This window comes from Lacticaseibacillus absianus (assembly GCF_013407595.1).
GTDB lineage: Bacteria > Bacillota > Bacilli > Lactobacillales > Lactobacillaceae > Lacticaseibacillus > Lacticaseibacillus absianus.
This window is the reverse complement of the sequence record NZ_JABEKX010000004.1, coordinates 54,944-69,740: the sequence shown is the minus strand read 5'-3', so window position 1 is coordinate 69,740 and position 14,797 is coordinate 54,944. Positions and strand designations below refer to the sequence as shown.

At 62.2% G+C, this 14,797-nt stretch carries 12 protein-coding genes; 5 read left to right on the top strand and 7 right to left on the bottom strand.

Translation table 11 applies throughout. The annotated features are described in order from the left end of the window. The first annotated feature begins 85 nt into the window (after nucleotides 1-85). Together HII33_RS12195 and HII33_RS12190 are read left to right on the top strand one after the other, a co-directional pair. Complete coding sequence (locus HII33_RS12195) at nucleotides 86-1,138, top strand: LLM class flavin-dependent oxidoreductase (protein WP_179396093.1); 1,053 nt, start codon at nucleotides 86-88, stop codon at nucleotides 1,136-1,138. Then, on the top strand, nucleotides 1,131-1,817 hold the full coding sequence (locus HII33_RS12190) for an NADPH-dependent F420 reductase (RefSeq protein WP_179396092.1): 687 nt from the start codon (nucleotides 1,131-1,133) through the stop codon (nucleotides 1,815-1,817). The genes HII33_RS12195 and HII33_RS12190 overlap by 8 nt, the downstream gene beginning before the upstream one ends. 116 nt (nucleotides 1,818-1,933) lie before the next feature. On the opposite strand, the gene pepI is transcribed toward HII33_RS12190, so the two are convergent. Beyond that, nucleotides 1,934-2,812: a proline iminopeptidase gene (pepI, locus tag HII33_RS12185; RefSeq protein ID WP_179396091.1), complete on the bottom strand. Its 879-nt coding sequence runs from the start codon at nucleotides 2,810-2,812 to the stop codon at nucleotides 1,934-1,936. Nucleotides 2,813-2,880: 68 nt separating this feature from the next. Here pepI and HII33_RS12180 point away from each other — a divergent pair, with 68 nt between their 5' ends. Continuing rightward, nucleotides 2,881-3,996, top strand: a complete 1,116-nt coding sequence (locus HII33_RS12180) for a hypothetical protein (protein ID WP_179396090.1) — start codon at nucleotides 2,881-2,883, stop codon at nucleotides 3,994-3,996. A 67-nt stretch (nucleotides 3,997-4,063) separates the two neighbouring features. Here the strand turns inward: HII33_RS12180 and HII33_RS12175 are convergent, their stop codons facing one another. From HII33_RS12175 to HII33_RS12165, 3 genes are all read right to left on the bottom strand, one after another. Beyond that, nucleotides 4,064-5,998 (bottom strand): elongation factor G, encoded by a 1,935-nt coding sequence (locus HII33_RS12175; protein ID WP_179396089.1) that lies wholly within the window; start codon nucleotides 5,996-5,998, stop codon nucleotides 4,064-4,066. A gap of 113 nt (nucleotides 5,999-6,111) precedes the next feature. Continuing rightward, nucleotides 6,112-6,969 (bottom strand): AAA family ATPase, encoded by an 858-nt coding sequence (locus HII33_RS12170; protein WP_179396088.1) that lies wholly within the window; start codon nucleotides 6,967-6,969, stop codon nucleotides 6,112-6,114. A gap of 66 nt (nucleotides 6,970-7,035) precedes the next feature. Next, complete coding sequence (locus tag HII33_RS12165; RefSeq protein WP_179396087.1) at nucleotides 7,036-7,746, bottom strand: alpha/beta hydrolase; 711 nt, start codon at nucleotides 7,744-7,746, stop codon at nucleotides 7,036-7,038. 64 nt (nucleotides 7,747-7,810) lie between these two features. On the opposite strand from HII33_RS12165, the gene HII33_RS12160 reads away from it, so the two are divergent. Both HII33_RS12160 and HII33_RS12155 read left to right on the top strand, forming a co-directional pair. After that, nucleotides 7,811-8,770, top strand: a complete 960-nt coding sequence (locus tag HII33_RS12160; protein WP_179396086.1) for a DHH family phosphoesterase — start codon at nucleotides 7,811-7,813, stop codon at nucleotides 8,768-8,770. 19 nt (nucleotides 8,771-8,789) lie between these two features. Further along, nucleotides 8,790-10,208 (top strand): C69 family dipeptidase, encoded by a 1,419-nt coding sequence (locus HII33_RS12155; RefSeq protein WP_425483994.1) that lies wholly within the window; start codon nucleotides 8,790-8,792, stop codon nucleotides 10,206-10,208. Between the two features lie 351 nt (nucleotides 10,209-10,559). Here the strand turns inward: HII33_RS12155 and pgmB are convergent, their stop codons facing one another. From pgmB to HII33_RS12140, 3 genes are read right to left on the bottom strand one after another with little or no spacing between them, the layout of a single operon-like run. Next, on the bottom strand, nucleotides 10,560-11,234 hold the full coding sequence (gene pgmB, locus HII33_RS12150; RefSeq protein WP_179396084.1) for a beta-phosphoglucomutase: 675 nt from the start codon (nucleotides 11,232-11,234) through the stop codon (nucleotides 10,560-10,562). 30 nt (nucleotides 11,235-11,264) lie between these two features. Further along, a complete protein-coding gene (treR, locus tag HII33_RS12145; protein WP_179396083.1) occupies nucleotides 11,265-11,981 on the bottom strand; it encodes a trehalose operon repressor in 717 nt (238 codons plus the stop codon). Nucleotides 11,982-12,039: 58 nt separating this feature from the next. Continuing rightward, entirely contained in the window at nucleotides 12,040-14,661 is a 2,622-nt protein-coding gene (locus HII33_RS12140) for a glycoside hydrolase family 65 protein (protein ID WP_179396082.1), read from the bottom strand. Between the last annotated feature and the right edge of the window lie 136 nt (nucleotides 14,662-14,797).

Genomic DNA, 14,797 nt, shown 5'->3' with positions numbered 1-14,797 from the left:
CGAGCGGTTGCGGGTCCCTGGGGCTTGCACTTGCGGAGTGGACCGGTTATACTTACTTTTAATAAGTGTACAGGAGGCGCATCACATGGCAAAGCAAGCATACACATTCGGGCTCGACACCTTTGGGGACATCGCATTTCGCGATGACGGCACGCAGATGGGCGCTGGCGAATCCCTACGCCAGGTCGTCAAAGAGGCCCAGCTGGCTGACGCGCTCGGGATCGATCTGATCGCATTGGGTGAACACCACCGTTCAGAATTCGCGATCTCGAGCCCCGAGATCGTTCTCGGGGCGATGGCTCAGGCAACCTCGAACATCCGGCTCGGCACCGCGGTCACCGTCCTCAGTTCGGATGATCCGGTGCGGGTGTTCGAACGGTTCAGTACCTTACACGCTTTGAGCAACGGACGCGAAGAGATCATGCTCGGGCGCGGCTCGTTCACCGAATCTTTCCCCCTGTACGGGTTCGACATGGAGAACTACGACGGGCTCTTCGAAGAAAAAATCGCCATGTGGGCTGAGCTACTCAAGGGCAAGCCGATGAACTGGGAAGGTAAATTCACGCAAAAGCTGACCGAGACCACGGTCTACCCACAGCTGCCCGCCGGTGAAACCATCGCCACGACCGTTGGCGTCGGTGGGTCGCCGGAGTCGATCATTCGTGCGGTATATTATGGCTTTCCGGTCGTCATCGCAATCATCGGTGGCGAACCGACGCGCTTCCGGCCGTATGTTGACCTCTACCACCAAGCCGCTAAGCAGTTCGACAAACCGGACTTACCGCTGGGCATGCATGCCCACGGGATCATCCTCGATGACGCCGCAGAGGCGACCGAGGTCGGCTGGCAGTACATCAAGGCCGAGATGGATCGCATCGGTATCGACCGCGGCTGGGCCCCGATGAGCCGCGACCGCTTCGAATTCGAGATCGACAAGGGCTCTTACTACGTCGGCACGCCCGAGCAAGTCGCTCAGAAGATCGCCAAAAACATGAAGGCGCTCGACATGTCCCGCTTCGACCTTGTCTACGGCACCGGGGGGCAGCTGGAACACCAGCGGCTGGCGACGATCCGCAACTACGGTGAGCGCGTGATCCCACGCGTCAAGGAGCTATTAGGAGGTGGCGCACATGACTGAGCCCGTGATCGGCATCCTCGGCGCCGGTAAGCTCGGGACCACGCTTGCTCGCCTCGGTGTTCAGGCTGGGCTGACGATTAACATCGGCAACCGGCATGACGTTGCCGACCTGAAGTGGATCATCGACACCATGGCCCCCGGCGCGCACACCATGAGCGCCGCAGACGTGATCGCGAGCGCTGACGTCGTGATCCTCGCCATCCCGCTGAGCCATGTCGCTGACCTCGACCCCGCGGCTCTGGCCGGCAAGCTCGTGTTGGACGCGACCAACTACTGGAAGGAAGTTGACGGCACAGTCAACCGCATCTCCAGCTTCACCCAGTCCTCCTCAGAGGTGGTGCAGGCGCACCTTGCGGCCAGTCAAGTCGCCAAGGCCTTCAACCACATGGGCTACCACGACCTGGAGATCGAGGTCGATCGTCACCCAACGGCTCGCCGCGCGATGGCTTACGCGACAGATCACGACGCCAGTCGTCCGGTCATCGAACACGTTTTGCAGGCGTTCGGGTTTGCCCCGTTCGACCTTGGCCCCCTGCGCTTCGGGCTCGTACTTGAACCTGGCAGTCCGCTGTTCGGCGAAGCGATCACCCCCGCCGAGTTCCAAGCCAAGCTCGACACGCTGTATGCGAGTCCCTTCGGTCAAAAAATCATCGCGGCGCGCGGCGGCAAGATCGACTAACCCGACCCAAAAAGGCCAAAAGCAACAGCTTTTGACCCTTCGCCCGCACGCCGTGCTCAACGCCAGCATAAAGCACGGGACCGTGTCATAACGCACAGCCCCGTGCTTTTTTGCGTTCAATCGTTAGCCGTCAGCCACTGATCGAGCACCTGCATGAACTCATCGTGCTGGTCGAGCAACGCAAGGTGGCGACTGTTGGCAAACAGGTGCCACTTGGCGCCCGGGATGTGGTCATAAACAGACTTGGCAATCAGTGGTGTGCACAAGTCGTCGGTCCCGTTGGTCACGAGCACCGGCACATGGATCTTGTGAAGTTCGTCCGTCAGCTCAAAGTCCGAGATCGTGCCGTTCTCGGTGAACTCGTTCGGCCCTTCCGCGATTCGGCTGGCGCGCTGTCCGTTAGTCGGGCGGCGTAGGCACTCCGGCGAGTCTTCAGTCGGCGCATCCCAGCAGTAGCGCGCCATGTAGCGTTCATTGGCCGCCCGGTACTGTGCTCCAGTGAAGTCGCCAGTCCGCTCGGCTTCGGCGATCGCCGCGCGGTCCTCGGCGCTCAGGTATGAGATCAACCGGTGCTGCTCTTGCGTCCACAAGCTGATTGAAGCCGGGGAACCGTCGATCATCACCGACTGGATCCCGCTGGGGTCGAACTGGGTCAGGTAGTACATCTCCAGCATCCCACCCCAGGACTGGCCCAGCATGTGCAGCTTATCAAGGTGCAGGTACTGGCGCAGGGCGATCAATTCTTCCACCCAAGTCTCCTTGACGTACCACTTCTCGTCTTCTGGCAGACTCGATCGGCCACAGCCGACCTGATCATACATGATCAGCTGTCGTCCGGTCTCGGCGTAATCGTCCATCAGCTCAAAGTAGTTGTGGCTCGACCCCGGTCCCCCATGGATCAGTAACAGCGGCGCCTTATCCGGGCTGCCTGCTCCGACGATCCGGTAATACGTTTGGAACCCGTGAAACGGCATGTAGCCTTCTTCGACCAACATGTGCAGACCTTCTTTCTTTTTGGTAACGTCTAGCTCGATTGTACGCTTCTTGGCGTATAATCGGACACATGAAAAAAATGATCATGGGTCTGCTGCTCGCCAGCCTCTTTGCCTTAAGCGCCTGCCAGAAGCCGCAATCGGCCCCCACCCCCAAATCCAACCATCTTCGCCAAAGCACACTGTCTGTCGCCCAGCAGGCCGATCAAGTCTGGCGACAGACTCAAACCGTCACGCAGGCAGCAAGCGACAAGCCCGAGCGCGCCACGGCCGCCAACACACTTGGGCCGTGGACAACAGACCGCGGCCGCTTCTACACCTCGACCGCCTTTGACCCAACCACCTTCAGCGCCAGCCGCAAGCGGCTGAGCCAGACCGGCCCCCTGATCAGCGTCGCGCAAGCCAACGCGACGCTTAAGGCAATGGGCGCCAAGGTTCAGCTCCAGTCGCTAGCCGACCTCGTCTACCTGAAGCAACGGGGCGGGACGACCTTTGACCAACCGATCGGCCTCTTGATCCGCGGTCAACACCTCTACCTGCTGCAGATGACGCGCGACCAGACCAGCGGGGCCATCACCACCGGCGCAGTCTACAGCCGGCGGTTCAACTATGCGAGCCGCCAAGTCCTGTCGCTTGACGCGATCACCGGGACTTGGGCGACCACTGAGGGTGACCAAGCACTGGTCCGTAACGGCCAGATCTTCACCCGCCAGTCCCAGGCCTATGTCCGCGGTAACATCCAGGCACTGGCAGCCTTGCCTGCTAAGACCTTGTACACCGGCATGGGGTTCTACCTCCGCCAGAGCCAAAGCGTCAAGGCCAGCGCGCGCCTGTCCCGCCAGTCGCTCATCGGTGGCGACCTGTACGATCACCTTTACTTGTTCCTGTCAGCCACCAAGATGGTCCGCCTCGATCGCGCTGGGGCAACGGTCTTCACCCGCACTAGCAAGGCCACGTCAGGCCTCGTGCCTGCGCAAGTCCTGACCGTCTTCGACCTGCTCGACCAGCAAGATCCGGACTCGCCAGTCGCTTACCTGCTGCCCCACGGCGCCAACACATGGTCCGCCGCATTGACCAGTAGCCTGGACTACGCGACCATCAATTACAGCGGGGGCACTACCGCGGCTGAGTCTGTCAGTCTGACCAATGGCCAACTCAGCATCGGCCACGACCAGAACCATAACTGATGGTCGACCCCAAAACACGCGTACTTCTGTCGCCAAGCGACAGGAACACGCGTGTTTTTTTGACCGCTCACCGCGGTCGCGCCGTCAAGTACGCCACATGGGCCGCCACCGGCACCTGATCCCAAGCGACTGGATAGCCCGCGCCATGCGCGCAGAACACTGAATCCGGTGTATTCGGCAGGTCAGCAGTCGGGCTGTACGCCGCGGCAGCGACCACCGCGGTGACGTCTTGGCAGGGTCGGTACCCCTCGACGCTGCATTCCAGCACCCCTTGGCCATGGGTGTACGCGTTGACCGTCTGGGCGTAGTTCTGCATCCCCGCCACCGGCGCCGCACCGGTCAGCGTGACTTGGGCGCCAGTCGGCTGCGGCGCGTCGAAGGTCCCACCGATGGCCTGAATGTCCGTCATCGCACGGCCGACCTGTGTCTGATCGACCGTCAACCGGTACTGATACCACGGCTCCAGCAGTTGTGCCGTGCCGGCGGTCCGCGCCATCATCAACCCTTGGCGCACCGCACGCCATGTCGCTTCCCGAAAATCCCCTCCGACCGAGTGTTTGATGCTCGCGCGTCCGGAGATCAGTGTGAGGCGCACGTCCGTCAGTGGGGCGCCGATCAAGACGCCGAGGTGTTCCTTGGCTCGCAAGGCCGCCATCACCTGTGATTGCCAGCTGGCCCCCAACACTTCCAGTGAACAGTTCGCAACGAACTGGACGCCGCTCCCCCGTGGCAATGGGGTCATCAGCAGGTGCACCTCCGCGTAGTGCCGCAAGGGCTCGAAGTGTCCCACCCCCTCGATCGGCGCAGTGAGCGTCTCCTTGTAAAGGATACTGCCCGCATCAAAGCGGACTTGTAGCCCAAAACGCGTCGCCAGAATCTGGGTCAGCACCTCCAATTGAACTGCGCCCATCAACTGAACGCGCAGTTCCTGGAGGTGGGCCGACCAACTGACCCGTAGCTGTGGGTCTTCCTCCGCCAACTCGCGTAGCGCGGCCAGGCAGGCGTGCTGGTCCGCGCCTTGCGGGACCACCGCGTAAGTCAGTACCGGCGTCAGCGTTGGCGCAGGGGCGTCCGGCGTCACGCCAAGTCCCTGGCCCGGATAGGTCGCCGTTAGATTCGGTAGCGCACAGACCGCGCCAGCCGCTACAGCTGGGGCCACGGTGTACTTCGTCCCGTTATACACCCGCAGCTCGCTGATCTTCTGGTCCCCCAACCCCATCTTCGGCCGTAGCGTCCCACCGGTCACACGCACCCAAGTCAGCCGCTCGCCTTTGTCGGTGTGGGAGACTTTGAAGACGCGCGCCCCAAACTCAGGTGCCGCTGATCGCTCGCGCGTCCAACGGCTCAATCCCTCAAGCAACTCATCAACACCATCCAAGTGAAGTGCCGCCCCCGCGTAGACTGGAATGACCGTACGCGCTTGGATCAGTCGCTGGACCGTCTCGGGCTGGATCTCATCTGTCACTAGGTACTCATCCATCGCGGCTTCATCCAGCGTCGCGACCTCTTCCTGCAGCGCCGGTGTCAGGCCCGCAGAAAAGGGCAGGCAGCCTGGCGCCAAAACGGCTTGCAACTGTTCGAGCACCCGGTCTAGCGCCGCTCCCGGTGCGTCCATCTTGTTGACGAAGATGAAAGTCGGCACCTGATAACGCGCTAACAGTCGCCACAGCGTGCGCGTGTGGCCCTGCACCCCGGCCGCCGCCGAGACGACCAAGATCGCGTAGTCGAGGACGCTGAGCACCTGTTCCGTCTGGCTGGCAAAGTCGACGTGTCCAGGTGTATCCAACAACGTCACGGCTAACGTCGGTGTCTGAAGCTGCGCCTGGTGCGAAAAGATCGTGATGCCGCGCTGTTTTTCAAGCGCATCCGTATCCAAGAACGCCGATCCGTTATCCACCCGTCCCAGTGCGCGAACGGCCCCGGCGCGGTAGAGCAGCGCTTCTGACAGCGTGGTTTTACCGGCGTCGACATGTGCGACGATCCCAGTGACGATGTGTTTCATCCTATCTCCCTCTTTGCTCGACCCGACGCGCACTCACAGTGGCACTCCTCACGCAGGCCACAGTCGCGGTGTCTCCTGCGCCCATTATCGCGTATCGCGCGCCTGTGCCACACTCACTCGAAAGCCGTGCGGTGCGCGTTGAAGAACTCGGCGTACACCCGCACCTCCGGCAACGCCGTCCAGGGCTTGGCGCCGACCGGGACCGCGTCAAGGTCATACACCTTAGCCCCGGGTAGCGCCAGCACGAACGGCGAATGCGTTGCGATGACGAACTGACAGCCGAAGAAGCGGGCACTGTCCGCCAACAGTCGCACCAACTCCTGCTGACGCGAGGGGGACAATGAGTTCTCCGGTTCGTCCAGCAGGTACAGGTGGTCACCCTGGATCCGGGTGGCAAAAAAGTGCATCGCACTTTCCCCGTTGGACTGCTCAGTCACGTTTTTGTGCAAGTGCTCGCGCACATAGCGCGACTGGGTTTTACGGCGAGTCTCTAGCGTTTTTTGCAACTCATCGTAGTCCGCCAAGTCGTGGTACTGAAAGTTGCCGAACTTGTGGTCGAGGTAATCCTTGAAGACCTCTTCGCGCTTAGCATCGATGCCCTGATTCAGCGCACGAAGGTCCAGCATATAGTTGAAGATCTCATCAGAAGTGATGATCGCCGAACCGCGGGGCAGCGGCACATGCATCGTGTAATCGCACAGCGCCAGGTAGTCTTCAAAGAAGCTCGACCGGTTGTACAATGCGCCGCGCGCCAGCCCCAGCTTCTCCGCGATCACGTTCAGCAGGCTCGACTTGCCCGACCCGTTATCGCCGTACAGGATCGTGATCGGCTCGAACCGCAGCGTCGGCATCTGTTTAGCGGGAAACAGCTGAAACGGATAGTAGTCCGAGTACGCCCGACTTTTCTGATCAATAAAAAACGCCCATTCCTGATCCTCACTGGCGAGGGTGAAGTCCTCAAGGTATAACATGTCTGGCCTCCTGACGCGAACGTGTGGTCCCTCACATTATAGCCGACTGACGGGCAAATGCACACGCTACTGCAGCCCATCCAACCACCCGATCAACTGCGCCGCGACCCAGCGGTTCTGCGCCGCCACGCTGACCGTCGCCGGGTGGTCCCCACGCTGATGCCCATATGCACCGAAACCCGCGTGGTTGCCCCCGGCGAGCTGCCGCGTCTCGGTCGTCTCGGGTAACAGTGCCTGGGCCTTGCGGTAAGCGGGACGATTCAAGACACCGTCTCGGCTGGCTGTCAGGGACAACACCGGCATCGTCGCCGGCAGTTGGCCCTGGGCATCCGGGTAGCTGGCCAGGAAGAAGACCCCTGCACAGGTCGCGGCGTGTGCGGCCGCGTAGCGACTCGCCATCACGCCACCGAGTGAGTGCCCACCGATCACATACCGCTGCCCCTGCGTCAAGACCGTCGACGCCTGCCCGCCCGCCAGCACGGCCAAGTCGTAAGGAAAGCGGACGATCGCGACGCGGTAGCCTGCGGCCGCTACCGAGGCGGCCCAGTCCGCGTAGGCCGCTGGCTCGACGAAGGCCCCCGGGTAGACCACCACGGTCAGGCGCGCGGTCGGCGCGCCGAACAGCAGGGTACTGCCAGCCAGAGTAGCGGTCTCGGCCGCCGCCCAGGCGCGCGCCGCTGGATGGTGGACCTGCAGCCGCAAAGCCGCGTGCCCGATGCCCAGTAGCGCGATCAGCGTCAGGCCAGCAGCAAGCGCGCGGCGTTGCCATTTTTTCATCTCGATCCCTCCTTGTATTCTCCCCCCATTCTACTAAACTTAGAGGCAGAATGGAGGCTTCAATATGTCCGCAACGCTTGCACAGCTACTGGCCGCATTCAGTCAGTACGACACCATCATCATCCACCGCCACCGTGAGCCCGACCCGGATGCCATCGGGGCACAGACCGGCCTGCAGACGATCCTGCAGACCGCTTACCCGACCAAAACGGTGCTGGCCGCCGGCGAACCCGCACCGGCACTCGAGTGGATCGGCGCACAGCAGCAGGTCGCCGCCAGCGCTTACGCCGGTGCACTCGTCGTCGTGATCGACACCGCGAACATCCCACGTATCGCCGGTGAGCACTGGGCGACAGGGGCCCTCTTGATGAAGATCGACCACCACCCCGACCGCGAGCCCTTCGGCGACCTCAGCTACGTGGATACCACGGCGTCCAGTTCCAGCGAGATCGTCGCGGATCTGGTCGCCGCCAGCGACAAGTTGCGCCTAACGCCGGCCAGTGCCGCGCAACTCTACGCCGGTATCATCGGCGACACCGGCCGCTTCCTGTACGACTTGACCCATGCGCACACCCACACTGTGGCCGCCCGACTGTTGGCCCAGGGCATCGACGCACCCGCGATCGGCCGGCGCGAAGACGAGTGGTCCCCGGCCGTCGCCCGCCTGATTGGCGACGCCTTGTGCCGCGTACAGGTCACCACAGCCGGGGCGGGTCACCTTGTGCTCACACAAGCGCAGCTGGCTGACTTCGGCGTGGACGCCAACACCGCCCAACTCGTGGTCGGCATCGTCGGACGACTCGCTTCAGTCCAGGCTTGGGCGGTGTTCACCGAGCGCACCGACGGCCAGTATCGCGTCGAGCTGCGCGGCAAGACTGTCGCGATCAACGCACTGGCCGTCGCGCACGGCGGCGGTGGCCACCCACTGGCTAGCGGGTGTGTCGCGCCGGATCGTGCGGCAGTGGCGACGATCACCGCCGAACTGGACGCACTGGTCGCCCACCACACATCGCGTTACAATTAGACTATCAACCAAGAAAGAGATGACCATTTTGACCCAACGCCTTAAAGGTTCCTGCACCACGATCCTAGTCGGCAAGAACGCCAGCCTCGATGGCAGCACCATCATCGCGCGCAACGAAGACGGCAACGCCCCGCTGCACCCGCAGAAGTTCGTGTTCGTCAAGCCGGCTGACCAGCCGCGGCACTACCAAAGCGTGCTGAGCAGCTTCAACCTTGACCTGCCCGACGACCCGATGAGTTATACCGCTACCCCGGAAGCAGTGGATGACCATGGGCTCTGGGCCGCGGCTGGCATCAATGCCGCTAATGTCGCGATGACGTCCACCGAGACGATCACCACCAATAGCCGGATCCTCGGTATTGATCCGCTTGTCGCCGCCGGCCTCGGTGAAGAAGACATGCCGACCATCGTGCTCCCCTACATCCACTCTGCACGCGAAGGCGTGACGCGCCTCGGCGCTTTGCTGACCGAGTATGGAACCTACGAGACCAACGGCATCTGCTTTGCCGATAAGGATGAGGTCTGGTACTTCGAGTCGATCGCTGGCCACCACTGGGCCGCCGTGCGCATCCCAGACGACGCCTACGTGATCGCCCCGAACCGCTTCAACATCACCGATTTTGACTTCGACGCCGCCGACACCCTGTGCAGCGCAGACCTGAAGGCCCTGATCGAAGACAACCAGCTCAACCCCGACCCGGTCGGCTACAACCTACGGCACATCTTCGGGTCGGCCTCGTTCAAGGACACGCGCTACAACAACCCGCGCGCGTGGTATGGTCAAAAGTTCTTCAACCCCGAATTCGACACCACCCCGATCGATCAAGACCTCCCGTTCATCTGCCGCACCCCGCACAAGATCTCGATCGAAGACGTCAAGCTCGTGCTGTCCTCGCACTATCAGAACACACCATACGACGTCTACGGTAGCCTCGGCACGCCTGAGGAAAAAAAGCAGTTTCGACCGATCGGTATCAACCGCAACCAGGAGCTGCACATCCTGCAGATCCGCAACAACGTCCCGGCCGCCATCGCCGGGGTACACTGGCTAGCATTCGGGCCGAACACTTTCAACGCGGTGATCCCGTTCTACGCCAATGTCACCGACACACCGGCGACCTACCGCGACACGACCGGCGACTTCGATCCGACCAAGATGTACTGGCTATCCAACCTGATGGCTGTCTTCGGTGACACCGACTTCACCTTATTCGAAGACCAGGAGAACGTCTTCGAAGAAAACACTGTCGCCGAATGCCGCTACCTACAGCGTCAGGCCGATACCGCCAGTGCGGCCCAGCCCGATCTGCCGGCCTACTTGACGCAGATCAACGCGCAGATGGCCGACATCGCCTTCAAGAACAGCAACAAGTTGCTCGGCCAGATGGTCGAGCTCGCTGCGCCGCGCATGGCGTTGCAGTTCACCCTGCACGACTAAGCGTGTGCCTCGGGGCCGTGACAACAGTCACGGCCCTATTTTTGTGCACGCCTGTTCTAGCCGAGTAACAGGCCCCCCAAACGTGCCCAGCTCTGACCACACGAATAAGTGGCTGTGCCATAACGCGGTTTTAGCCCAGAGTATAAGAGCGCTCCCCTGAAAAACCCGAACTTAGGTTTTGCAGGGGAGCGCTCTTATACGACTTGCGCTGCCCGTTCGAACGCAGTGAGTTACAGGCAGACATGCGTTAGAAAGGGCGTTGCGTTATGGCACGTAACGTTCTGGAGTAGTCGTGCCACCAGAGGTTATGGCGCAGCGCCCTCTGTGTACGCCCCCGCAACGGCGCCCACGTCACCCCGCGTGTGCGGCGGCAAAGGCAGCTTGGACCCGCGAAAGCGTGAGGGCGGCGGTGTCCGGCACGATCAGATCGGCTCCAGCCAAGAGGTCAGCCGCCCCGATTCCGACAGCGAACATCCCTGCCGCCCGGATCGCCGCAACGCCAGCGCTGGCGTCTTCAAAGGCGACGGTCGTGGCGGCCGGTGATGCGATCATCGCCGCGGCCGCTTCGAACAGGTCCGGCGCCGGTTTGCCGTGCGCGACGCTACCGGGGTCGACGATCTGTGTCAGCACGTCGCCCAGCCCCAACCGGGCGATGATCGCCGGTGCGTTGAAGGAGGCCGAGGCGATCGCCATCGGCGCACCGAGCGCCGTGATGTCGGCCAGCAACTGCGGGATGCCTGGCAGCAAGTCAGCTGGCGTGATCGTCTCGATCAGCTCGCGGTACTGCGCGTTTTTGACGTCGGCCAACGCGGTCAGCTCGGCATCGGTGTAGCGGCCCTCTTGGCCGCCGAACTGCAAGATCGCGTGCAGCGAATCCATGCGCGAGCGCCCTTTGAGCAACTCATTGACCGCCGGGGTGATGGTGATGCCTAGCCTGTCTTGCGCAAGTTGCGCCCAGGCTTGGTAATGAAACTTGGCGGTATCTGTGATGACCCCATCGAGGTCGAAGACATATCCAGTGATCATATTTCCTCCTGTGGTGCCGCCGATCCCGCGCTAGATGTGCCGCCGCCGCGCAATGTCGACGAACCGAAACTTATCGAGGATGTGGCGCGACTGCGTGTATTGGAAGCAGGTGTTGTCCTCGAGGTACACCAGACTGCGGATCACCACGACCTTGTTTTCCTGTCCGAGGTCGAGCAGCTCACGGTCGCGCCGCGTTGCCGGCTCAACGGTGATCGCTTTTTGCGCGTAGGCGACCTCCAGCTTCAGCTTGCCCTCAATGTAGGCATACGTTGAGTCCTGCGCGATCTTCTTGGTCAGCTGTGGGACGATGTCGGCGCGAAAATCATCGATATCGAGGATCGCACCGCGCCCGTCGACCTTGCGCAAGCGTTCAACGTGCCAAACGTCGGTGCCGGCTGGCCACTGAGTCAGCGTCTGCAGTTCCGCGGGCGCTTGCTGTTCAGCGAGCGTCAGGACCACGGTCTCACTGTTGAGGCCGAGGTTCTGCTGCAACTCACGGTAACTGGTCAGCCCGGAGACAGGAAAGGCAAAGCGATTCGGGTCGATCACGATCGACCCTTTGCCCTGCTTTTTCTGGATCAGCCCCTGCACTTGGAGCTCCCCTAGGGCCTTACGAATGGTCTCGCGCGACACGTTGTACAGCCGCATCAGGTGTGGTTCGCTTGGCAGCAGCGTCTCCGGCGGGTATTGCCCGGAGCGGATCTTCTGCTCGAGATCAGCGGCGATCTCCTTGAACTTGTTATTCATCAGCGTGCCCCTTTCGTTCCCAGCCATTATAGCATGGCGCGCAAGGGTTTTCATGGCGTCAGACTGGGATGGTCTGGCTGATCGGGCCGACGGTGACGGGCTCCCCGTTCACGGTCAACTCAGCGGGCTGATCGGCGCTCACTGTCAGCTGTGTCGGGGTCAGCTGCACCCGGAAGACCACCCCGCGCCAGGTGAATTGGAAGCCCAGCGACTGCCATCGATCCGGTAGGCGTGGGGCCAACGCCGGTTGCTCGCCAGTCAGGTCTAACCCGGCAAAGGCACTTTGTGCGACCCAAAGCGTGGCGCCCATCACCCCAGCGTGGATCCCCTCGGCGGTGGTCCCGCCTTGGATGTCGTGATAATCCGAGCTCAGCGCAGCCTGATACAACTCGTCGGCCAGCGCGCGCTCCCCGATCAGCTCAGCCAGATGCGCATGCACCACCCGCGACAACGTCGACCCGTGCACCGTGCGCGCCAGGTAGTAGCGCAAGTTGCGGGCGACGTAATCCGTCGGTAGCTGATACCCCAGATCTGCGAGCAAGGCGTCGACCTGGGGTTTGGCGAGCACGTAGAACAGCATCAGCGTGTCCGCCTGCTTGGCGACTTGGTAGTCATCCGCGCTTTGGCCTTCCGCCGCCAGGATCCGGTCCATGCGGTGAATGTCCCCGTACTTAGCGCGATAGGCGTCCAGGTCCAGCGTCTTCAGGTCAAAATACCCAGCGTACTGCGCGATCACACCATCTGGCGCGATCGTCAGCTGCAAGCGGTGCTGTAGCGCGATCGCCCGCGTGTGATCGGCCGCCGTGAAGCCAGCCTTAGCCGCCGCAGCCGCATACTGGGTGGGGGTCAGCTGAGTCTGCAGATCGGTCAGCTGGCCCAACAGCCAAGCAACCATCACGTTCGTGTAGGCGTTGTCCTGCATCCCGCCGGTCGTCGCACCAGGATAGGCTTCGTGAAATTCATCCGGCCCCATCACACCACGGATCGTCTCGCGCCCCGTGGCCGGGTCGAGCTCGGCCTTGTGCACCCAGAACTTGGCGATCGCGAGCAGCATCTCCGCCCCGTGATCGACCATGAATGCCTCATCACCGCTGACGTGGCAGTATGACCAGACATTGTAGGCGATCGCAAGGTTCACGTGCCGCTGTAGGCGGCTGTGGTCCTCTCCCCACTCCCCGGTCAACGGGTTCAAGTGCAAGCGCTGTGACTGCTCGCTGCCGTCGCGCCCGGATTGCCACGGGTACATCGCCCCGGCCTCGCCCACCGCTTCCGCAGCGGTGATCGCGGCCGTCAGCCGGCGGTAGCGGTACATCAAGAGCGCCTTGGCCGTGGCCGGAAAATGCGTGATGTAAAACGGCAGGACGAACAGCTCATCCCAGAAAATGTGACCACGGTATGCCTCTCCGTGCAGGCCGCGCGCCGTCACCGACGCATCCAGCGTCGGGTTGGCCAGCGGGCTCGCCGAGACCACTAGGTGGTAAGTGTGAAGATTCAGCAGCTTTTGACTCCAAAGGTCGCCGCCCACCATCAGGCCCATCGTCGGCCACAGTTCAGCCCACGCCGCTGCAGAGGCCTGCTGCTGCTCGGCGTAAGAGGTGAAGGTCACCGGCGCCGCCCACGCGGCATCGGGATCCCCGTCTGGCAGCACGCGAGCGACGTAGACGAGTTTCTCAACGGTAACAGGCTGACCGACCTGGACCGTCAGCGTCGCATGCTGCGTGATCGCAGTCGCCGTCTGTGTCACGGTCGGTGCAGCGGTGAAGGGCCCGCGCAGACTAGCGGTCTGCATGACCTGATCCCCCGCCTGGCGCGTGGTCGCCCACTGGGCGATCTGACCGTCTGCGTCGCGCTGCGCGACCACTCGCATGTGCCGCCGGTTCAGATCGCGGTACCGCGCGACGTTGTAGTTCTCCACGTCACCGTCGATCCCGGCCGTGATCGTTACCGGGCCGGTGTAGTCCAGCGGCGTCAGGGTCATCTGCAACCCATAACGGTGCCAGTCGCTCAGGCTCGCGCTTTTGCGCCAGACGACCTGCCAGTGCGTCAAGCCCACCGTGATCGTCGCGGTGGCGGTCAGCTCCCCAGTGCGCAGATCCAATCGGCGGTATAGGTCCTGGACCGTCTCTGGCGTAAAGGTGAAGTGCGCCGAAGCGACTTCGAGACGCAACCCCTGGGCGTCCGGGGCGTTCACGAAGTCTTCGTTGACCACGCGTTCCCCAGCGACCTGCGACGCCGCCTCATCATACAGCCCGGCCAAGTAAGTCGCTGGATACGTGTCATCACTGCACGTCATCCCCGGCAGCGTCCCACGCAACCCCATGAAGCCATTCCCCACAGTCAGGAGTGACTCCGCCGCGTATTCAGGCTTGCCTGGCTGATAACCCCAGTACTCGATCGTCCACGCTAATTCCTGTGCCCGCGCCGCGAGCGCTGCGTCTTCATCACCTGTGCCCGCCACGACCGGGATGTTCAGGCGTTCTTCGATGAATTGCTGCACGGCCAGATCGGCCTGAACCGGTGGATAATCGACCAGGATCCCGCCGGTCAGCGGGCCGTGGGCCTCGGCCCACGCGCACGCCGTCGCCAGCGTTGTGGCGTTCAGCGGCCCAAACTCGGCCTGCGCCGTCGCCGTTGCCACCATCACCTGGTCGTTGCGCTTGGTGAAGTACACTTTCGTCATCGTCAGCACCCCTTCTTGTCTATACAGGTTTATGAACCCATCATAACAGGCCATCACCGTTTTGCAAACAGAAAGCGCTCACGATGCCCAAAATCAAGGATTTGTATTTCGAGACAAAAAACTTGCATTTCGAAAT

What these genes read in the sequence shown, in the direction of transcription:
- HII33_RS12195 (WP_179396093.1), top strand. Translation starts at nt 86, where the DNA reads ATGGCAAAGCAAGCATACACATTCGGGCTCGACACCTTTGGGGACATC.
- HII33_RS12190 (WP_179396092.1), top strand. Translation starts at nt 1,131, where the DNA reads ATGACTGAGCCCGTGATCGGCATCCTCGGCGCCGGTAAGCTCGGGACC.
- pepI (WP_179396091.1), bottom strand. Translation starts at nt 2,812, where the DNA reads ATGTTGGTCGAAGAAGGCTACATGCCGTTTCACGGGTTCCAAACGTAT.
- HII33_RS12180 (WP_179396090.1), top strand. Translation starts at nt 2,881, where the DNA reads ATGAAAAAAATGATCATGGGTCTGCTGCTCGCCAGCCTCTTTGCCTTA.
- HII33_RS12175 (WP_179396089.1), bottom strand. Translation starts at nt 5,998, where the DNA reads ATGAAACACATCGTCACTGGGATCGTCGCACATGTCGACGCCGGTAAA.
- HII33_RS12170 (WP_179396088.1), bottom strand. Translation starts at nt 6,969, where the DNA reads ATGTTATACCTTGAGGACTTCACCCTCGCCAGTGAGGATCAGGAATGG.
- HII33_RS12165 (WP_179396087.1), bottom strand. Translation starts at nt 7,746, where the DNA reads ATGAAAAAATGGCAACGCCGCGCGCTTGCTGCTGGCCTGACGCTGATC.
- HII33_RS12160 (WP_179396086.1), top strand. Translation starts at nt 7,811, where the DNA reads ATGTCCGCAACGCTTGCACAGCTACTGGCCGCATTCAGTCAGTACGAC.
- HII33_RS12155 (WP_425483994.1), top strand. Translation starts at nt 8,790, where the DNA reads ATGACCATTTTGACCCAACGCCTTAAAGGTTCCTGCACCACGATCCTA.
- pgmB (WP_179396084.1), bottom strand. Translation starts at nt 11,234, where the DNA reads ATGATCACTGGATATGTCTTCGACCTCGATGGGGTCATCACAGATACC.
- treR (WP_179396083.1), bottom strand. Translation starts at nt 11,981, where the DNA reads ATGAATAACAAGTTCAAGGAGATCGCCGCTGATCTCGAGCAGAAGATC.
- HII33_RS12140 (WP_179396082.1), bottom strand. Translation starts at nt 14,661, where the DNA reads ATGACGAAAGTGTACTTCACCAAGCGCAACGACCAGGTGATGGTGGCA.